At 69.5% G+C, this 20303-nt stretch carries 16 protein-coding genes; 10 read left to right on the top strand and 6 right to left on the bottom strand.

What is annotated here, in order from left to right; translation table 11 throughout:
• Positions 1-7 precede the first annotated feature (7 nt).
• Entirely contained in the window at positions 8-529 is a 522-nt protein-coding gene (locus ACT53Q_RS18480; RefSeq protein WP_476188134.1) for a c-type cytochrome, read from the bottom strand.
• A 211-nt stretch (positions 530-740) separates the two neighbouring features.
• On the opposite strand from ACT53Q_RS18480, the gene ACT53Q_RS18475 reads away from it, so the two are divergent.
• The gene (locus ACT53Q_RS18475) at positions 741-1502 is read left to right on the top strand and encodes a helix-turn-helix domain-containing protein (RefSeq protein WP_476188133.1); all 762 of its coding nucleotides are present in this window, start codon (positions 741-743) and stop codon (positions 1500-1502) included.
• A 27-nt stretch (positions 1503-1529) separates the two neighbouring features.
• On the opposite strand, the gene rtcR is transcribed toward ACT53Q_RS18475, so the two are convergent.
• On the bottom strand, positions 1530-3125 hold the full coding sequence (rtcR, locus tag ACT53Q_RS18470; RefSeq protein WP_476188132.1) for an RNA repair transcriptional activator RtcR: 1596 nt from the start codon (positions 3123-3125) through the stop codon (positions 1530-1532).
• Positions 3126-3306: 181 nt separating this feature from the next.
• Between rtcR and ACT53Q_RS18465 the strand changes: the two genes are divergently transcribed.
• The 9 genes from ACT53Q_RS18465 to ACT53Q_RS18425 all read left to right on the top strand — a co-directional run bounded on the left by ACT53Q_RS18465 (position 3307) and on the right by ACT53Q_RS18425 (position 14095).
• Entirely contained in the window at positions 3307-4860 is a 1554-nt protein-coding gene (locus tag ACT53Q_RS18465) for a vWA domain-containing protein (protein ID WP_476188131.1), read from the top strand.
• Positions 4861-5590: 730 nt separating this feature from the next.
• Positions 5591-5944: a hypothetical protein gene (locus ACT53Q_RS18460; protein ID WP_476188130.1), complete on the top strand. Its 354-nt coding sequence runs from the start codon at positions 5591-5593 to the stop codon at positions 5942-5944.
• 294 nt (positions 5945-6238) lie between these two features.
• Positions 6239-7465, top strand: a complete 1227-nt coding sequence (locus tag ACT53Q_RS18455; RefSeq protein ID WP_476188129.1) for an RtcB family protein — start codon at positions 6239-6241, stop codon at positions 7463-7465.
• Positions 7466-7517: 52 nt separating this feature from the next.
• Complete coding sequence (gene mauJ / locus ACT53Q_RS18450; RefSeq protein WP_476188128.1) at positions 7518-8261, top strand: methylamine utilization protein MauJ; 744 nt, start codon at positions 7518-7520, stop codon at positions 8259-8261.
• A gap of 37 nt (positions 8262-8298) precedes the next feature.
• Positions 8299-9315: an RNA 3'-terminal phosphate cyclase gene (gene rtcA / locus ACT53Q_RS18445; protein WP_476188127.1), complete on the top strand. Its 1017-nt coding sequence runs from the start codon at positions 8299-8301 to the stop codon at positions 9313-9315.
• A gap of 128 nt (positions 9316-9443) precedes the next feature.
• Entirely contained in the window at positions 9444-10193 is a 750-nt protein-coding gene (gene deoC, locus ACT53Q_RS18440) for a deoxyribose-phosphate aldolase (protein WP_476188126.1), read from the top strand.
• Positions 10194-10209: 16 nt separating this feature from the next.
• Positions 10210-11457, top strand: coding sequence for a phosphopentomutase (locus ACT53Q_RS18435; RefSeq protein WP_476188125.1), 1248 nt, complete (start codon positions 10210-10212; stop codon positions 11455-11457).
• Positions 11454-12167 (top strand): purine-nucleoside phosphorylase, encoded by a 714-nt coding sequence (gene deoD, locus ACT53Q_RS18430; protein ID WP_476188124.1) that lies wholly within the window; start codon positions 11454-11456, stop codon positions 12165-12167. Before ACT53Q_RS18435 ends, deoD begins: the two co-directional genes overlap by 4 nt.
• A complete protein-coding gene (locus ACT53Q_RS18425) occupies positions 12164-14095 on the top strand; it encodes a pyridoxal phosphate-dependent decarboxylase family protein (RefSeq protein ID WP_476188123.1) in 1932 nt (643 codons plus the stop codon). The genes deoD and ACT53Q_RS18425 overlap by 4 nt, the downstream gene beginning before the upstream one ends.
• A gap of 9 nt (positions 14096-14104) precedes the next feature.
• Here ACT53Q_RS18425 and ACT53Q_RS18420 read toward each other — a convergent pair whose 3' ends face one another.
• From ACT53Q_RS18420 to ACT53Q_RS18405, 4 genes are read right to left on the bottom strand one after another with little or no spacing between them, the layout of a single operon-like run.
• Complete coding sequence (locus ACT53Q_RS18420) at positions 14105-15412, bottom strand: M16 family metallopeptidase (RefSeq protein ID WP_476188122.1); 1308 nt, start codon at positions 15410-15412, stop codon at positions 14105-14107.
• Entirely contained in the window at positions 15409-16758 is a 1350-nt protein-coding gene (locus ACT53Q_RS18415; protein WP_476188121.1) for a M16 family metallopeptidase, read from the bottom strand. Before ACT53Q_RS18415 ends, ACT53Q_RS18420 begins: the two co-directional genes overlap by 4 nt.
• A 21-nt stretch (positions 16759-16779) precedes the next feature.
• Positions 16780-18156, bottom strand: coding sequence for an MATE family efflux transporter (locus ACT53Q_RS18410; protein WP_476188120.1), 1377 nt, complete (start codon positions 18154-18156; stop codon positions 16780-16782).
• Positions 18153-19421: a cytochrome P450 gene (locus tag ACT53Q_RS18405; RefSeq protein WP_476188119.1), complete on the bottom strand. Its 1269-nt coding sequence runs from the start codon at positions 19419-19421 to the stop codon at positions 18153-18155. The genes ACT53Q_RS18410 and ACT53Q_RS18405 overlap by 4 nt, the downstream gene beginning before the upstream one ends.
• Positions 19422-20303 lie beyond the last annotated feature (882 nt).

Below are 20303 nucleotides of genomic sequence, written 5' to 3'. Positions count from 1 at the left end.
TCGCGGATCAGGACTTGCCGACCTGGCCCAGCATCCAGTCGACGGTGGCCTTGACCTGCTCGTCGGTGAGCGCCGGGTTGCCGCCCTTGGCGGGCATCACACCGGCCGTGCCCTGGAAGCCGTCGATCGCATGGGTGTACAGCAGGTCCTTGCCCTTCGCAGCGCGGGCGCCGAAGCCGTCGGCGGTCAGCATCGGGGCACCGCCGGCACCGGTCTTGTGGCAGCCGGCGCAGAGGTTGCCGAAGATCACCGAGCCGTCGGTCGTGCCGCCGTAGGCGACCTGCGACGCGGCCGCGGCCTTCGCGGCCTCGGCGGCGGCGGCCTGCTGGGCCGCGCCGGTGGCGCCGGCGTAGACCGCGCCGGTCGGCGCGATGCGGGCGTCGGTGCGCGCGGCTTCGACCGGGTTGGTTTCCTGCGGGACCTCGTTCTGGAGATGCCGGGCGAACAGGATCAGGGCCAGCGTCAACGCCATCAGGAAGGCGATGACCATGGAAAAGCGCTTCAGGAAGTCCAGATCGTAATTGCGCACGACTCACCCGCGGGAACGGAAGTGGAACGGAAGGGAGGTTGGCGCGAACGCGCCCGCGCACCGGTCCCCGGCGCGCAACCGGGGCAGTATAAAGGATTCGCGCCCGCCGGCGCCCGGGCGCGCTCCCCGGGGGCGTTGCGGCGGCCGGAAAGCCATTGGACGCAAGTCGGGTGTCGGCTTGCAGGGCTGCGCATGGCACACTATCCGCCGAATGAGCGAGTCCCCTGTCCTCGATCTGATCCAGCTGCGCCGCGGGTGCACGTACTGTTCGGTACGTCAGCTCTGCCTGCCCGGCGGCATTGGCGCGGACGAGATGTTGCGCCTGGACCAGATCGTCCAGCGCCGCCGGCCCATCGCCCGCGGCGAACGGCTGTTCCGCCTGGGCGACCCGCTGGCCGCGGTGTTCGTCACCCGCGACGGTGCCTTCAAGTCGGTCAGCATCAGCGAGGACGGCGAGGAGCAGGTGCTCGGCTTCCACCTGCCGGGCGAACTGATCGGCCTCGATGCGCTGGGCAGCGGCGAACATCGCTGCGAAGGCGTGGCGCTGACGTCGGGCAACGTCTGCGAAATCCCGTACGACCAGCTGTCCACCGTCGCCGCGCAGATCCCCAGCCTGCAGCAGCAGCTGCTGCGCGTGATCGGCCAGAGCGTCGGCCGCGACCACGACCACCTCGGCATCCTCGTCCGTCGCCAGGCCAACGAGCGCATCGCGCTGTTCCTGCACAGCCTGGGCGAGCGTTACCGCAACGTCGGCCAGTCCGATCGCCAGTTCCAGCTGCCGATGAGCCGCGAGGACATCGCGCGTTTCCTCGGCCTCGCGCTGGAGACGGTGAGCCGCGGCTTCAGCCGCCTGCAGGACGACGGCGTCATCGCCGTCACCGGCCGCCGGGTCGAGATCCTCAACGTCCCCGAACTGCTGCGCCTCGCCCACGGCGGCGATTCCGCCGGCGACGGAAAGCAGCGCCGGGCCTGACCGCGTCTGCGTCCTCGCGCGCCGGCCTCAGCTGGCCGCGTCCTTCACCATCGACCAGTCCAGTCCGAACTTCGCCAGGTACTTGCGCAGGCGGTCGGCGTCGTTGGTGCTGCTGCGCTTCGCGCGCGAGGCCGCGAACAGCAGGCGCCCGGCCTCCGACAGCGACTTCGCACGCGCGCAGACGCGCACGACCTCCTCGAGTTGCACGCGATCGAAGCGGTCGAGCGCAGCGACGCCGTCGCCCAGCAGGGTGTCGAGCGGCGACGCCTGCGCCGGACTGCGCCACAGCGCGCGCAGGCGGGCGATCTCCTCGTCCACGCGCGCCACGTCGATGCGTCCGCTGTCGGCCAGCGTCGCCATGCGCATCACCGAGGCGCCGAGATCGCGGAAATTGCCGGCCCACGCGGCGTCGGTCGACGTGGCGAAGCGCAGGTAGCGTTCGCGCGCCTCGCGGTTGAAGGCGACGCGCCGGCCCTGTTCGCGCGACCAGCGTTCCAGCTCGAACTCGAGGTTCGGCGCGATGTCCTCGGGTCGTTCCGCGAGGCCGGGCAGCCGGTACGTCCACAGGTTGAGCCGCGCCAGCAGGTCGTCGCGGAAACGGCCGCGCGCGACCGCGTCCTGCAGGTCGCGGTTGGTGCCGGCGATCAGCTGGAAATCGCTCTCCACGTCGCGGTCGCCGCCGACCGGCGGGAAGCGCTTTTCCTCCAGCGCGCGCAGCAGCAGCGCCTGTTCGTCCAGGCCCAGCTCGCCGATCTCGTCGAGGAACAGCAGGCCCTTGTCGGCCGAGCGCAGCAGGCCGGCGCGATCGGTGCCGGCGCCGGTGTACGCGCCCTTCACGTGGCCGAACAGCGCGCTCATCGCGCCATCGCCGCGCAGCGTGGCGCAGTTCACCTCGACGAAGCGCCCGGGCAGCTGGTGCTTGAGTTTCTTCAGCTCGAACACGCGCTTCGCCAGTTGGCTCTTGCCTGCGCCGGTGGGCCCCATCAGCAGCATCGGCGCCTTCGAGCGCGAGGCCACGGTCTCGATCTGCTCGATCATCCGGTTGAACGCCGCGTTGCGCGTGGCGATGCCGCTCTTGAGCAGGTCGCGATCCTCCTGCCGCTGCTGCGCGAAGCGCGTGGCGATGCGGTCGTAGCGCGAGAGGTCGAGATCGATCACGGTGAAGCTGCCCGGATCGCCGCTGCCCTGCTTGCGCGGCGGCGAGGTCTGCAGCAGCCGGCCCGGGAAGTGCCGGCTCTCCGCCAGCAGGAACCAGCAGATCTGCGCGACGTGGGTGCCGGTGGTGATGTGGATGAGGTAGTCCTCGTCCTCCGGGCGGAAGTCGTAGCCGCGCACGAAGTCGTGCAGCGTGGCGTAGACGCCCTCGAAGTCCCAGGGGTCGGCGAGATGGGTGTCGTGCCGACGGAAGGTGGTCTCCGGCGAGATCTGCGCGAAGTCCTCCTGCACCCGCTGCGCCAGCCAGCCGTAGCGGCGTTCGTCGGCCAGCAGCTCCAGCCGATCGACCACGAAGTCCTCGTGCTGGCCCAGCGACACCGTCGGCCGCCATTTCTCCCAGCGCGCCGGCCCCGTGCCCGCGTCGATCTGCGTGCCGAGCATGCCGAACACCACCAGCGGTTTGCGCATGATCCAATCCGATAGAAAACGATCCGATCATATACGAAATCCTCGGATCGGCGGCGCTTGGTTCCGATGCGGAAATCGGAAAAACCCTTTCCAGACAATGGGATATGTGGTGTCGGCAGGAGTTGGCACGCGGCTTGCCTTGTATCGGGCATTCCCCGGGCATTCCCGACAGGCAACGATCATGGCCAACACCTCCCTCTTCGCTTCCACCCGCGGTCCGCGTCTGCCGGCCGCCACCGCCCGCAACGAGGCCGGCGGCCTCGCCTACGTCCGCGATCCGCGGGCGGCGCTGGCGCTGTTCGCCGCGACCGGCTGCCTCAACGGCACCTTCTACGCGAACGCCGAGGCCCAGCTGGATCGCGTGCTGGCGCTGGCCGAGGCGGTCGAGCCGGGCTTCGTCGCCCGCACCGCGATCTACGCCCGCCGCACCGCCTTCATGAAGGACATGCCGGCGCTGCTGCTGGCCATGCTGTCGGTGCGCGATCGCGCGCTGTTCGAGGCGACGTTCCCGCAGGTGATCGACAACGGCCGCCTGCTGCGCAACCTGGTGCAGGTGCTGCGCAGCGGCCGCGTCGGCCGCAAGTCGCTGGGTTCGCTGCCGAAGCGGTTGATCCGCGGCTGGCTGGCGCAGGCGAGCGTGGCGCAGCTGGTGCAGGCGGCCATCGGCAACGATCCGTCGCTGGCGGACGTGGTGAAGATGGTCCACCCGAAGCCGGTCGATGCAGGGCGCGAGGCGCTGTACGCGTGGATCCTCGGCAAGCCGCACGCCGAAGACGCGCTGCCGGACCTGCTGCGCCGCTACGAAGCCTTCAAGCGCGATCCGTCGGCCGCCGAGCTGCCGGACCTGCCGTTCCAGTACTTCACCTCGCTGCCGCTGACCCGCGCGCAGTGGGCGACGCTGGCCCGGCGCGCGTCGTGGCAGAGCCTGCGCCAGAACCTCAACACGTTCGCCCGCAACGGCGTGTTCGAGGACAAGGCCGCGCTGTACGACGTGGTGGCGAAGCTGACGGACGAAGCGTCGATCCGCAAGGCCCGCGTGTTCCCGTACCAGCTGCTGACCGCGTACCAGGCGACGGCCGGACTGCCGCGCGCGATCGCCGAGGCGCTGCAGGACGCGATGGAGATCGCGACCCGCAACGTGCCGGCGCTGTCGGGCGACGTGGTGGTGGCGGTGGACGTGTCGGGGTCGATGGCCTCGCCGGTCACCGGCTTCCGCAAGGGCGCGACCACCGCGACGCGCTGCGTCGACGTGGCGGCGCTGATCGCGGCCTGCGTGCAGCGTAACAGCCCGCAGGCGCGCGTGATGCCGTTCGACACCGATGTGCGCAAGGTGCGGACGAACCCGCGCGACAGCGTGATGACGCAGGCGCAGCGACTGGCCGCGCTCTGCGGTGGCGGTACCGCGGTCAGCGCGCCGCTGGCGCGGTTGAACCGCGAACGCGCGCACGTCGATCTGCTGGTGCTGGTGTCCGACAACGAAAGCTGGCGCGACACGCGCTTCGCGGGCGAGACCGAGACCATGCGCCAGTGGGCGCAGATCAAGGCGCGTTGCCCGCAGGCGAAGCTGGTCTGCATCGACCTGCAGCCGGTCGCGACCAGCCAGACGTTCGAGCGCGAGGATGTGCTGCACGTCGGCGGGTTCAGCGACGCGGTCTTCGACCTGCTCGCGAATTTCGCCGCCGAAGGCGCCGGCACGCAGCGCTGGGTCGACAGGATCGCCTCGATCGAGGTGTAGGCAGGGAACAGTCCCGGCCGGCAATGGGGCCGGCCGGGCGCAGGAGGCAAATACGGGTTCAGAATCGTCGATCGCGAATGCGCCCCCGACTACATCGGTCAAGCCGGTTCGAATCCGGCAGTCGGAGGCATGTTTGTCGCGGTCGGCGGTTCGCATTGCAGTGCATGCAACGAGGTTCGGTTTCACCGATCCCGAATGCCGTGGGAACTACAGACTCTTAATCTCCAGGTCGCGGGTTCGAGTCCCGCCCGTCGCGAGACGGTAGCTCAGTCGGTAGAGCAGGCGTTTCCACACTGTTGTCGCGGTCGGTGATTCCGTTGTCATCCCTCGCTGCGCTCGGGATGACAGAGGGAAGCTGCGCTTTTCGAATTCGTCGGTCGTGAATGCCGACGGGACTACATGACTCAATTGTCGCGGGTTCGAATCCCGCCCGCCGAAAGGTGGTAGCTCAGCCAGGTAGAGCCTTGAAGGATGTCCCGTCAATTTTGTCGCGAGCGGCGATGCTTTCCACAAGGCGATATTGATTCATTGTTCCCAGCCGCAGGCGCGGCCTCGTTCTCGTCGCAGGCGGCATGCTGCCTGGGCCGGTTCGAATCCCGCCCGTCGCAAGACGGTAGCTCAGCCAGGTAGAGCCTTGAAGGATGTCCCGTCAATTTCGTCGCGACCGGCGATGCTTTCCAGGGCAGTACCGCTGCCTGCAGTCGCCGCACGTTCACCGGAGCAATCGCACATGGCATGTCACGACGCAAATTACACCTCGCTGGTCTGGGCGGGCCTGGTCGCGACGATCTTCATCTGGATCGTGCGCGCCATCGCGTCCTCGAAGCGCGAGGCGCGCGAGCGGCTCGAAACGCGCAAGGCGCGCCTTCCCGTGCTGGACGAAGCGCCGCGGGTCGGGTCGCTCTACGATCTGTACCTCTCGGACGGCCGCGTCTTCAACGGCGTGACGCTGCTGGGCACCACCGATCCCGAGCCGGCCGCCGCGGCGCTGGGCGACTGGGGCACGCTGCTGGTCGTCGCGCTGGCGGACGGGAAGAAGGTGTTCCTGCGCCCGCATGCCGTCCGCGTCATCCGCGAGGCGTAAGGCTTCATCGTCGGCTGCAAACGCCGATGAAACGACAGCAAAGCCGAGTTCCATCACCCCTCGCCGAGACCGGTGATCCCCGCAACAAGCCGTCATGCCATGACGGCGCGATACACGTTTTCGATTTCGTCGGCCACGAATGCCGCGGGAACTACAGCCTTTCACGCTCCAGGTCGCGGGTTCGAGTCCCGCCCGTCGCGAGACGGTAGCTCAGTCGGATAGAGCAGGATGTTCCCACCCACTCGTCGTGGTCGCCGATTCCACGCGTCACTTTTCGACATGAGAGAATGAGCCATGCAACCGCAGAATCACGACGTCATCCAGGAGCCGGGCGCGGCGCCGATCAAGCTGTGGACCCGCGGCGTGCCGCTGGAGGACGAGGCGCGCAAGCAACTGCAGAACATCGCGAAGCTGCCCTTCATCCACCGCTGGATCGCGGTGATGCCCGACGTGCACCTCGGCAAGGGCGCGACCGTGGGCTCGGTGGTGCCGACCATCGGCGCGATCGTGCCGGCGGCGGTGGGCGTGGACATCGGCTGCGGCATGATCGCGGCGCGCACCACGCTGGTCGCCAGCGATCTTCCGGACAACCTCGCCGGCGTGCGCAGCGCGATCGAGCGCGCGGTGCCGCACGGCCGCACGGCCGAGCGCGGTCGTCGTGACAAGGGCGCGTGGGACACGCCGCCGGCGCTGGCGGTCGAGGGCTGGTCGCAGCTGGTCGCGGACTTCGAGACGATCTGCGAGCGCCATCCGCGCCTGAAGAACACCAACCAGTTCAAGCACCTCGGCACGCTCGGCACCGGCAACCACTTCATCGAGCTGTGCCTGGACGAGGCCGATCGCGTGTGGGTGATGCTGCACTCGGGATCGCGCGGCGTCGGCAACGCCATCGGCACGCACTTCATCGAGCTGGCGAAGCAGGAGATGCGCCGCTGGATGATCAACCTGCCGGACCAGGACCTCGCCTACCTGCCGGAAGGCAGCCAGTACTACGCCGACTACGTGTTCGCGGTGGACTGGGCGCAGCGCTATGCGCGCATGAACCGCGAGATCATGATGCGGCACGTGGTCGAGGCGCTGCGTACGGTCATCACCAAGCCGTTCGAGGCCCAGGCCGAGGCGGTGAACTGCCACCACAACTACGTGCAGCGCGAGCACCACTTCGGCAAGGATGTGCACGTCACCCGCAAGGGCGCCGTGAGCGCGCGCAAGGGCGAGCTGGGCATCATCCCGGGCAGCATGGGTGCGAAGAGCTTCATCGTGCGCGGCCTCGGCAACGAGGACAGCTTCTGCAGTTGCAGCCACGGCGCCGGCCGCGTGATGAGCCGCACCCAGGCGAAGAAGCTGATCACGCTCGACGATCACATCAAGGCCACCGCGCACGTGGAATGCCGCAAGGATGCGGACGTCGTCGACGAGTCGCCGGCCGCGTACAAGCCGATCGACGCGGTGATGGCGGCGCAGTCCGACCTCGTCGAGATCGTGCATACGCTGCGGCAGGTGGTGTGCGTCAAAGGGTGAGCTTCATAGAACTCGCCGGAAAGCCAAACTCCTAAGCATCGGTTAGAAGAACATGAACAACTGGTTGAACATCGGTGTTGAAGGATCTGCAATGTGGCCGACTGAAGAGACGACGGTGTCCTTCGGTGGGCGCGAACTTTTGTTGCGCCCTGCAACGAAGGAAACCGAACAGTCCATACACATCAATTTGGTCCGCATGTCCGACGTTGAGGCCCTCACTCTTGCTAATCGATTCTTAAGTGTTTTGAGTTGGTGTGATGGGCAGCCTCTTAGAAACCTCTATGGATGGTCTGGAGGTCCGGTTCCAGTTTCTGTGCCGAAAAAAGTCAGGTCCATCGGATCTTCAATTGCTTTTCCTTTTTATCGTGATATCGAGCAAGATCCGAAAGCTTTGCTTGCCTTGGCGCTGTATCGAGAGGGTCGCTCTGTCGAAAGCACGCCATTTGAATTTCTAAGTTATTTCAAAATTTTGAATATATTTTGGAAAGACAAATTTGAAACAGTGGGTGGGGCAAGGGTTAACCCGATCATTGAGGGTATTAGAGGCGAGCTGTCGAACATCAAGGACAGTCAAGCTGTAGGCAGAATCAATGCGCTGAAGTCAATGGGAGAAGATCCGGCAAAATACCTCTATGAGTCAGGTCGCTGTGCGATCGCACATGCTAATTGTGATCCCATTGTTGACCCGGATAACGTGGCCCAATTGCATCGCTTGTCCGAAGATATGTGGATTATACGATCTATTGCAGAGCGACTCATTGAGGAAAAATTAAATATTCGGCGCACGATTTTCTAGCTGTCTGTGCGCCCAGAGAAGTTCGGGTGAAATTTCCATGGACATGATCGAACTCGACGGCTCCACCGGCGGCGGACAACTGCTCCGGACCGCGCTCAGCCTCAGCCTGTGCACCGGCACCGCCTTCGCGATGACGTGCATCCGCGCGCAGCGCTCGAAGCCGGGGCTGATGCGCCAGCACCTCACCGCCGTCAACGCCGCGGTGAAGGTCGGCAACGCCTTCGTCGAAGGCGCGGTGCTGGGCGCGACCACGCTGCGCTTCACGCCCGGCCCGGTGACGGCCGGCGACTACGCGTTCGCCACCGGCAGCGCCGGGTCGGCGATGCTGGTGCTGCAGACCGTGCTGCCGCCGCTGTGGCGCTGCGATCGGCCGTCGCGGCTGCGGCTGGAAGGCGGCACCCACAACCCGCTGGCGCCGAGCGCGGACTTCCTCGTCGACACCTACCTGCCGTCGCTGCGGCGGTTCGGGATCGAGGCGACGCTGGAGGTCGAGCGCCCGGGCTTCTTCCCGGCCGGCGGCGGCATCGCGCATGCGGTCGTGCAGCCGGCGCCGGTGCTGGCGCAGCTCGACTTCGGCGTGCGCGGCGAACTGCATTCCATCGAAGCGACCGCGCTGCTGTCCGGCCTCGCCGCCGGCATCGGCACGCGCGAGCTGGAGACGCTGGCGCGGGCGCTGAAGCTGCCGGCGTCGGCGCTGCACCAGCGCCAGGTGCGGCCGTCGATCGGTCCGGGCAACGCGTTGCTGCTGCACGTCCGCCACGCGCAGCACGTCGAGGTGTTCACCGGCCACGGTGAGCGCGGGCTGTCGGCGGAGAAGGTGGCCGAGCGCCTGGCCGCGGAGGCGCAGGCCTACCTGGATAGCCCGGCCTGCGTCGGCGAGCACCTGTCCGACCAGTTGCTGCTGCCGATGGCGCTGGCCGGCGGCGGCACGTTCACGACCGCGGCGATCAGCGACCACCTGTCGAGCAACGCGCGGCTGATCGAGAAGTTCCTGCCGGTGGAGATCGACTGGGTCGAGACCGGCGACGGCTGGCGCGTCACCGTGGCGGGCTGAACCTCGCGGGCGTTGCGGTGCGTCACGGATCGCACGCGCCGGGCCGCGCCGATTTGCGGCAGGTCAAAACGGCGGCGCGGCCGGCTCCCTAGGCTGTCGCCTCCGTACCTGCGCAGGGAGCCGCCGCCGTGTCCACCGTTCCGCCCGCCGACCTCGCCGCGCGCCTGCTGCCGCTGCTCGACCTGACCAGCCTCGGCGAGGACGACACGCCCGCCGCGATCCGCGCGCTGTGCGCCTCCGCGCGCCTGCCCGCCGGCCTGCCGGCGGCGCTGTGCGTATATCCGGAATACGTGCTGGCGGTGCGCGAGGCGATGGCCGACACCGGCGTCAAGGTCGCGACGGTGGTGAACTTCCCGGACGGCAGCGACGATGCCGCGCGCATCACCCGCGAGACCCGCCGCGCGATCGCCGCCGGCGCCGATGAGATCGACCTGGTGCTGCCGTACCGCGCGCTGATGGAAGGACGCACCGACGCCGCGCGCCGCGGGGTCGACGCCTGCCGCGAAGTCTGCGGCACGCGCACGGCGCTCAAGCTGATCCTCGAAACCGGCGAACTGGCGTCGCCGGCGCGCATCCGCGCCGCCTGCCGCATCGGCCTGACCGCGGGCGTGGATTTCCTCAAGACCTCGACCGGCAAGGTCGCGGTCAACGCCACGCTCGACGCCGCCGCGATCATGCTCGACGAGATCGCGGCCGGCGGCGGCCTGTGCGGCTTCAAGGCGGCCGGGGGCATCCGCACGCTGGCCGCGGCGCAGGCCTATGTCGCGCTGGCAGAAGACCGGCTGGGCACCGAGTGGGTGACGCCGGAGCGCTTCCGGATCGGCGCCAGTGGCCTGTTCGCCGACATCGCCGCCGCGCTCGCCGCGCCGGCCGCCTGAGCAGGGGGGCGCTGCCATGCCGCGTGCCGTCTGGGTCGTGCTCGATTCCCTCGGTCTGGGCGCTGCGCCCGATGCCGCGGCCTACGGCGACGCCGGGGCCGACACCTTCGGCCACATCGCCGCCGCCTGCGCCGAGGCCCCGCGCGGGCCGCTGCGCCTGCCGGCGCTCACGCGCCTGGGCCTGCCGCAGGCGCACGCGCAGGCCCGCGGGCGTGCGGCCGCCGGCTTCATCGACCTGCCGATGCCGGAGGCCTGCTGGGGGTACGCGGTCGAGCGCGCCTGCGGCAAGGACACGCCGTCCGGGCACTGGGAAAGCATGGGCGTGGTGCTCGATCGTCCGTTCGGCCTGTTCCCGGCGCACGAACATTCGTTCCCGCCCGAGTTGCTGCGCGCGCTGATCACGCAGGGCGACCTGCCCGGCGTGCTCGGCGACTGCCACGCCTCGGGCACCGAGATCATCGCCCGGCTCGGCGCCGAGCACATGGCCAGCGGCAAACCCATCGTCTACACCTCCGCCGACTCGGTGCTGCAGATCGCCGCGCACGAGGACAGCTTCGGCCTGCAGCGGCTGCACGCGCTGTGCGAACTCGCGCGCCTGCTGCTCGCGCCATACGACATCGGCCGGGTGATCGCGCGGCCCTTCGTTGGCACGCCGGAGACCGGCTTCACGCGCACCGGCCATCGCCGCGACTACGCGCTGCCGCCACCGGCGCCGACGCTGTTCGATGCGGTGGACGCTGCCGGCGGCGACGTGATCGCGGTCGGCAAGATCGGCGACATCTTCGCCCACCGCGGCGTGGCGTCGGTGCGGCCGGCCAGCGGCCACGACGCGCTGTTCGACGTGACGCTGGCCGCGCTCGCCGGTGCGGGCGACGGCGCGCTGGTCGCGGTCAACTTCGTCGACTTCGACAGCGTGTACGGCCATCGCCGCGACCCGCTGGGCTACGGCGCCGCGCTCGAAGCCTTCGATGCGCGCCTGCCGTCGCTGCTCGCCGCGCTGCGCCCGGGCGACCTGCTGGTGCTCAGCGCCGACCACGGTTGCGACCCGACCTGGCCCGGCAGCGACCACACCCGCGAGACCGTGCCGCTGCTCGCGTACGGCCCGGGGCTGGCGCCGCGCGCGCTGGGCCGCCGCGACTCGTTCGCCGACCTCGGCCAGGGCCTGGCCACCCATCTCGGCCTGCCGCCGCTGGCGGCGGGCCGCTGCTTCCTCACCGACCGCGCGCCGCAGGACGGCGTGCCGACACGGGCGCCTTCCGCATGAGCACGCCGCATCTCGACGCCGAACCCGGCGCCATCGCCGACATCGTCCTCTTCCCCGGCGACCCGCTGCGCGCGCGGCACATCGCCCGCGAATTCCTCGATTCGCCGATCGAATTCAACACCCGCCGCAACATGCTCGGCTACACCGGCTCGTGGCTCGGCCGCCCGGTGTCGGTGATGGGCAGCGGCATGGGCATTCCGTCGTCGGCGATCTACGCCACCGAACTCGCGCGCGTCTACGGCGTGCGGCGGATCGTGCGCCTGGGCACCTGCGGCGGCGTCGGCGACGTCGCGCTGGGCGACCTGCTGGTCGCCCAGGGCGCCAGCACCGACTCGCGCTTCAACCGCCTGCATTTCGGCAATCACGACCTCGCCGCCTGCGCCGATTTCGCGATGCTGCGGGCGGTCGTCGACACCGCCGAGCGGCAGTCGGTCTCCGTGCGCGTCGCCCACGTCTTCAGCACCGACTGCTTCTACGACGGCGACCGCGACCTCGTCGCGCACCTGCGCCGGCACCGCATCCTCGGCATCGACATGGAATCGGCCGGGCTGTACGGGCTGGCGATGCGCGAAGGCATCGCCGCGCTGTCGTTGCTCACCGTCAGCGACCACCTCGAAGAAGGCCGGCACATGCCCGCGATCGAGCGCGAACGCGGCCTCGCACGCATGACCGCGCTGGCGCTCGACAGCCTCTGCGGCGCGGCGGCATGAGTGCCGATCCCGCGCTGTACCCGTGCTTCCTCGGCCCGTATGCCGAGAACGACGACCTGCTGGAATCGCTGGTCGTCGGCTTCCTGCGCGACCACGTCTACTGGCGTCGCAACCTGCATCCCGAGGACGCGCCGGCGATCCCCACCGGCGCCAACCGGCGCGGGGACTATGTCGACTTCGAATCGCGGCTGCGGCGCGAACTGCACCAGCTGTCCGCGGCGCTCAAGCGCAGCGTGCCGTTCCACAGCCCGCGCTACATCGGCCACATGGTCAGCGACCTGCTGCTGCCCGGCCTCGTCGCGCAGATGCTGGCGCTGCCGTACAACCCGAACAACGTCAGCGCCGACGCCGCGCCGGTCACGATCGATCTCGAACTGAAGGCCGGCCTGCAGCTCGCGGCGATGGTCGGCTACGTCGCCGATCCCGCGCGCGCCGACTGCGCGTTCGGCCATCTCACCTCCGGCGGCACGCTGGCGAACGTGCAGGGCCTGCGGCTGGCGCTGGCGCTGAAGGCGCTTCCGGTGGCGCTGCGCGCGGCGAAAGCACCGCTCGATGATCTGCCCGACGACGACTGGGCCGCGTTCAACCTGCTGCCCGCCGAATCGACCGCGTTGTACGCGCGCTGGTGCGACGCGCTGGCGGCGATGCCCGGCGACGAACGCGCGCGCTGGTCGCGCCGGGTCGAGGACGCGCGGCTGGAGACGCTGGGCCTCGCCGAATTCCTTGCGCGGCATCCGACGCTGTCGACGCCGCTGGTGTTCGCGCCGGCCACCGCGCACTACTCGTGGAGCAAGGGCGCGAAGCTGCTCGGGCTCGGTCGTGCGCAGCTGCGGCTCATCCCCGGCAAGGCGATGCGGCTGGATCTTGACGCGCTCGCGGAACAGCTCGACGCCTGCCGCCGCACGCACCAGCCGGTGCTGATGACCGTCGGCGTGCTCGGCAGCACCGAGTTCGGCACCATCGATCCGCTCGACGGCCTCGCCGACCTGCGCGATCGCCTGCATCGCGACGGCCTCGGCATGGCGCTGCATCTCGATGCCGCGTGGGGCGGCTACCTCGCGACGCTGTTCCGCGATGCCGACGGCGCACTGCGCAGCGCGGACGCGGTCGGCGCGGAATTCGCCGCGTTCCCGAGCCCCGCGGTGCATGCGGCGGTGGGCGCGATGGCGCGCATGGATTCGATCACCATCGATCCGCACAAGCTCGGCTACCTGCCGTACGGCGCCGGCGCGTTCCTGTGCCGCGACCAGCGCGCGATCGGGCTGCTGTCGGAAGGCGCGGACTACGTGTTCGACCAGGCCGCCGACGGCGACTACTTCCAGCGCCATCGCCAGCTCGGCCGCTACATCCCCGAAGGCTCGAAGCCGGGCGCGATGGCCGCGGCGGTGTACGTGACCCATCGCGTGATGCCGCTCGACCACGCGCGCTTCGGCCGGCTGCCGGCGCAGAGCATCCGCAACACCGAGGCCTTCCTCGCTGCCGCCGACCGCTTCATCGCGCGCATCGCACCGCTGGCGCAGGCGACGGTGCCGTTCGCGCCCGACAGCAACCTCGTCTGCCTCGCGCTCAACCCGCACGGCAACCGCGACATCGCGGCGATGAACCGCTTCGTCCGCGGCCTGCATCGCGCGCTCAGCGCCGATCCGACCAAGCCGCTGCAGCTCGGCGAGCACTTCGGCTCGATCACCACGCTGCGCCGCGAGACCATGGGCGCCGCCGACACCGCGCGCGTGCTCGACGCGCTGGGCCTGCCGGCGGATGCGCTGGACGAGGCCGATCCCGAGCGCGACCGGCTGGTGATCCTGCGCCACACGCTGATGAATCCGTTCCTGCTCGATGCCGACGGCGACAGCGTCTACATCGACGGCTACTTCGACTTCCTCGCCCGGCGCATCGCCGCCGCGGCCGACGAGGCGCCCGACGCCTGATCCACGAGGTCAGGCGTTCGCGTCGCCGAACGGGCCCGCGATCGCGACCTGCGCCGTCTCGGGCACGAAACCGGCGCGCAGCACGCGATCGAGCTGAGGCACGTCCACCGCGCGCAGACGCTCGGGGAAGCTGCTCAGGTGATCCGTGCCCCAGCCGCTTTCCAGCCCGAACAGCACGGTCTCGCTGAGGCCGTACAGGGTCGCCAGGCTGATCTGGAACGCGCCGATGGCCTGGCGCCGGCGCAGGTCGAGTTCCTCCGCGCCCACGCCGCCGTCGACGAATCGCGCCAGCGTCTCGCGCGTCGCCGCGAGTCCGGCGTCCAGCATCCCGGGGCTCAGCGACAGATCGATCTGCCAGTGGCCGTCGAAATCCGGATGCGGCTTCGCCAGCTGCGAGCGGATCGCGTAGGTCAGCCCCTTCGCTTCGCGTACCGACGCCACGAGCCGCGAACCGAAGCCGGCACCCAGCACGTGGTTCGCCAGCCACAGCGCGGCGTAGTCGGGGTGGTCGCAGCGCAGTGCGAAGCGTTGTCCGAGCGAGACCTGGAAGTGGCCGCTGTCGGGCACATCGATGCGGGTCGATGTCGTCGACGGCGGCGGGTGCGCATCCGCACTTGCGGGCCATGCGCGCACGTCGCGCGGTGTCCAGCCATCGAACGCACGCGACAGCGCATCCGCGGCCGTGTCGGGCTCGACGTCGCCCACGGCGACGATGCGCAGCGTGTTCGCGCCGAAATGCTGGTGATGATGACGGCGCACGTCGTCGACGGTGAACGCGTCCAGCCATGCGATCGCCGTGTCGATGTCGGCCGCATGGCGCGGATGCGAAGGCGGGTACAGCGCGCGCGCCAATGCGTCGGCGGCCAGCGTCGCCGGATCGGCGGCGATCGCCTGCAGGCCCGCGATCATGCGCTGGCGTTCGGCCTGGAAGCTCGCCTCGTCGAAACGCGGCGCACGCAACGCGTCGCCGAGCAGCTCGGCGACGACCGGCAGGTCGGCGGTGCAGGCACGCACCGAGAACGACACGCGCCCGGGTTCGGACTCGAACGCCAGCGAGGCGCCGCGGCTTTCGAGCGCTTCCGCGAAGGTGAATTCGTCGCGCCCCTGCGTGCCGCAGGTCAGCAGCGCGACCACCAGCTGCTGCAGCAGGTGTTCGCCACGTTCGATCGCGGGCGCCGTGCGGATGGCGCCCGCCAGCGCGAACGCCGCCGGCGTGGCCGCCTGCAGCGCATGCAGACTGCCCTGCGCCAGCGGCACATCCACGATCTCCGGCATCGCCGGCGCGGATCGTGTCGGCGGGGCGAGCGCGGTCGTCATGCGCAGGCCTCGTCCGCGCTGGCATCGGCATGCGCCGGATCATGGGCGAGGTGGCCCACCGTCAGCTGCGCGTCGAGCAGATGCGTCTTCGCGACGCGCTGCACGTCCGCGGGCGTGACCGCGGCGATGCGTTCGTGGACCGTCGCGTAGAGCGTCCAGTCGCCGGCGGCGATCGCCTCGTTGAGCTGCATCGCCATCGCCATCGGGCCGTCGCGGCCGGTCGCCAGCTGGCCGCGCAGGAAGCCCGCGGCGCGTGCGACCTCGGCGTCGGTCACGCCGTCGTGGCGGATCGCGTCGATCGCGTCTCGGAGCATGCGTTCGACGCGGGCGTGATCCTGCGTCAGTGCCGGCTGCGCCTGCACCTGGAACAGGCCCGGGTCGTGCAGTCGCGCCACGGTGGACCAGGCATGCGTGGCCAGGCCGCTGGCGACCAGCGGGCGATACAGCCGCGACAGCTTGCCGCCGACGAGGATCAACCCGAGCAGTTCCAGCGCATCGATGTCGGCGCTGCGGCCATCGGGCGTGCGATAACCCAGCATGACCCAGTCCGGTGGCGTCGCCTGCGCGAGCGTGATGCGGCGCTCGCGGCCCTGCGCGGGCTCGGGCGCGGGCTCCGCGGCGACGTGCGTGCCGGGCACGTCGATGTCGCCGAAGTGGCGCAATGCAAGATCGAGCACGCGCTCGCGTGCGACATCGCCGATCACGGTGAGTGTGGCGTTGTCCGGACGGTAGTGGCGGCGATGGAAGTCGAGCAGCGCGTCGCGCCGCAGACCGAGAATGTCCTCGCGGGTTCCGAGCACGGGATGGCCGTAGGGGTGCGCGGGAAACGCCGCGCCCCACACCGCCTGGTGCAGCCGTTCCAGCGGGTCGCCGGCGTACAGGTCGTGCTCGTTCAGCACGACCACGCGCTCCGCTTCGAGATCGTCGGTGTCCATGCGCAGGCCGCGCATGCGATCGGCCTCGATCTCGGCGGACAGTTCGAGCTGGTCGAGCGGCACGAGATTGAAGTAGTGCGTGCGGTCCATCCACGTGGTCGCGTTGACCTCCGCCCCGCAGGGATGCAGCAGGTCGTGGATCGAGGTACCGAGCGCGCGCCGGAAGCGATCGGTGCCCTTGAACATCATGTGTTCGATCATGTGGCTCGCGCCCTTCACCCCGGGCGGCTCGTGCCGGCTGCCGGCCGCATAGGTCAGCATCGTCAACGCGACGGGCATGGCGGCGACCGGCATGTACAGCACGCGCAGGCCATTGGCGGCGAGGCGGTATTCCTCGATGCCGCCGACCTCGCGCACGAACGGCACGTCGTCGCGGAGGCGAGCGTCATGGGCGATGGCGGCATTGCGCATGCGGGCCTCTGGCGGTGCCGATCAGGCCGGTGCGCCGGCTTCGCCGGGAGCGACGGCGGGCAACGCGCCGTCCCGTCGACCGAAATGGCGACGCGCGAACCAGACCGCCATGCCCGCCTGCACGAAGCCGGCCGCGGCCATCGTCGTCCACAGCCAAGCGGGGCGGAATCCGGGCAGGCGTGACAGCACGAACGCCATCACGACCACCGTCGATGCATAGACGATCTGCGTGAACAGGCTGGCGCGGGTGTAGCCGGTGCCCGACAGTGCCGCGAAGACCAGGTACGACACGGCCGAGGGAAGCAACGTGATCGCGGCGATGCGCAGGAACCGCGTGCAGGCGACGGCGACCGCGGCATCGTCGGTGAACAGGCGGCAGAGCCACGGCGCACCGAGCTCGATCGCCAGCAGCATCACCGGCGCAAGCACCAGACCCACGCGCAGACTGCGGCGCAGCGTGTCGCGGACGCGATCGGCCAGCCCCGCGCCGTGGCTCTGGCCGACGATCACGCAGGTCGCGCTGCTCAGTGCCATCAGCGGCATCAGCAGCGACTGGAACACGCGCTGGCCGACGCCGAACGCAGCCTGCTCGTCCGCACCGAACGGCCGCAGCAGCAGGGCGATGGCGAGCAGGTAAACCGCGACGATCGCACTTTCGATGCCGGTGGGCAGGCCGATCTTCAGCGCGCCCCACAGCTCCCGTGGCCGCGACATCCACACCGCAGGCTGCAGGCGCAGGTAGGTGTCGCTGCGGGCGAACCAGGCAAGCACGCCGATCATGGTCAGGCCGCACGCAAGGAACGTGGCCATGCCGGTGCCGGCGACGCCCAGCGCGGGCAGGCCCAGCCAGCCGAACATCAGCAGCGGTGCCAGCACCGCGTTCAAGGCCAGCGTCGACAGCTGCGCGATGGTGCCGGTGCGCACGTTGCCGGTGAATTCCAGCGCGCTGGCGACGATGTACATCGGCAGCTGCACCACGATCGCCGGGACGAACCAGCGGAAGTAGGTGGCGATCAGCGCCGCGGTGTCGGCGTCGGACGTCAGCAGCCGGCCGAAGGCGTCGCGCTCGATCCACGCGACGGTGCCGAACGCGGCCATGAACAGCAGCGCGGCGCCGAAGGCTTCGTTGAAGATGCGGTTGGCGCACGCGCGGTCGCCGCCGCCGACCGCATGCGAGATCAGGATGCCCGCGCCGACGCCGACGATCGGCATCAGCGTGAGCAGCAGCATCATCGGGAAGCCGGCCAGCGTGACGGCGGCCTGCGCGTGCGGGCCCAGCCGCCCGAGCCAGTAGAGATTGATCAGCGCGAACAGGTTGCCCGCGAGCATGTTCAGCAGGATGGCGCCCGACATCCGCGCCAGATGGGTTTCGATGCGGCCGGTGGTGAGATCTCTCATGGTGCGCTCGCGCCCTGCGGGTTGGCGTCGCGGCGCACGATCGCGCCGTGGAAATCCCTGGGCCGCACCAGCGAGGCGACCGCCATCGATGCGCGCTGCGGATCCGGCACGCGCAGCGCATAGCGTGTGCAGACGAAATGGGCGAGGAGCATCAGCTGCGCCATGCCGAGGTTGGCACCGATGCACGACTTCGGCGCCCAGCCGAAGGGCACGTAGCTGCCATGCGGGCACTGGCCGCTGCGGCGTGCCTCCGCCAGCCAGCGGTCGGGATCGAAGACATCGGGATTGCCCCAGTCCTGCTCGCCGTGATGGATCAGGTACGAACTGAGCACGTAGCACTGGCCCTTCTTCAGGCTGATGTCGCCGTGCTGCAGGTCGGTACGCACGTCGCGCACCACCACCGGCGGCGTGCTCCAGATGCGCAGCACTTCCTTCACGAAGCGGCCGGTGATGGGCGCCAGTCGTGTCGGCGACGCGCAGAAGTCGTCGAGCGGGATCGCACCGAGTTCGGCCTCCATCTTCGCGCGCCATTCGGGATTGCGTTCCAGCTCGAACAGCAGGCAGGCCGCGGCCGCGCCCGGCGAACCGGTGACCGCGGTGAGCAGCGACGTGACCGCGTCGACCGCGCGGCCGAGGCCGAGCGAGGGGATCAGGTCGACGACCGGATCGGCAAGGTCCTTGCGGCGCGGGCGGCGCCCGGAAAGGCGGCCCTTCAGTTCGCGACGCACCACGAGGCCGGCCAGCACCTGCAGCGTGATCATCTTCGGCTTGTGCCACGACGACACGCGGCCGTCCTCGATGTCGGAAAGGAACCACGCGACCTTGGAGAACACTTCCGACACCACCCAGCGGCGGTCGATCGGACCGAGGCCGTCGATGATCGCGGGAATCAGCGGCTCCACCGCGACGCGCTCGCCCAGCCACAGCAGATCCTGTTCGCGGCCATCCTCCGCGGCGAGGATCGCGTCCATCCGTCCGGCGATCGCGCGCAGGCCGTCGGTGTCGTTGAGGTGGCGCATCTGGCCCAGCCACGCCTGGCGCAGCCGGTGCCAGTTGAACGGCGCGCTCTGGCGCCCGCGCAGCACGTCGGCGACGTCGTCGAACATCGTCAGGTCGGCGTAGTTCATCGCCTCCAGGCGCTGCGCGATCTGCGGATCGAGCACGGCCAGTGCGTCTTCGCGATCCCAGAACACGAGGCCTTCCTCGCGGCGGCGGCGGCGGAACTGCTGCACCTTGTCGGTTTCGGTGATGGTCCGTGCCTGCATCGGTCGTGCTCCGGAAAAGGAATGTCGAAGACCGGGCCGGGGTTGCGCCCGGCACGGCCTGCATCGGTTTTCAGATGCTGTGGTAGTTGAACCAGCGCCAGTCGTAGCAGCCGAACACGCCGCGCACGCCCATCGCGGCCTTCATCGCGCAGAGGGTCTTCTTCATGTCGTTCTCCTTGGAATGGAATGAATGACTCCGGGTCTTCCCGCGAACGCGGGGACCGGCATGCACCGATCCCCGCGCCCGTGCTGGCGCGATCAGATGGTGTGGTAGTACACCCAGCGCCACATGTGGCAGCCACCGATGCCACGGACGCCGAGGGCGGCCTTCATCGCGCAGAGGGTCTTCTTCATGTCGTTCTCCTTTGAATTGAAATGAATGACTTCGGGTCTTGCATCGGACGCAGGAACCGGCACGCACCGATCCCTGCGCCCGCGGTGCCGCATCAGATGTTGTGGTAGTACACCCAGCGCCAGCCGATGCAGCCGCCGATGCCACGGACGCCCATGGCCGCCTTCATCGCGCAGATTGCCTTCTTCATGTCACTCTCCTTGAGTTGGAATGTGCGGTGGGTTCACCGCGTGTATCCCCGCGGGCGGCGATGGACCGGAATCCGTTGCCGCTCCGGGAATGGGGTGTCGACGCCTGGCGCAAGCCGGCGTTCGATCAGATGTCGTGGCAGCGCAGCCAGTGGTCGAGGGCCCGGGTGCTGGTGCGGATGCCCGTGGTCGCCTTCATCGCGCGGATCGCCTTCTTCATGGTGATGCTCCTTCGTCGGTTGCGTGATCAGGGGATGGCTTCGTGTCGTCGGGACGCACGACGACCGCAGTCGTCCGTCGCGGTGCGCGTGGCCGGTCCCCGATCGGCGACCGGCGGCGCGC

The organism is Lysobacter sp. DMC97, from assembly GCF_056313745.1.
Note: the sequence above shows the minus strand (reverse complement) of the source record. Positions and strands in the feature narration are given on the sequence as shown.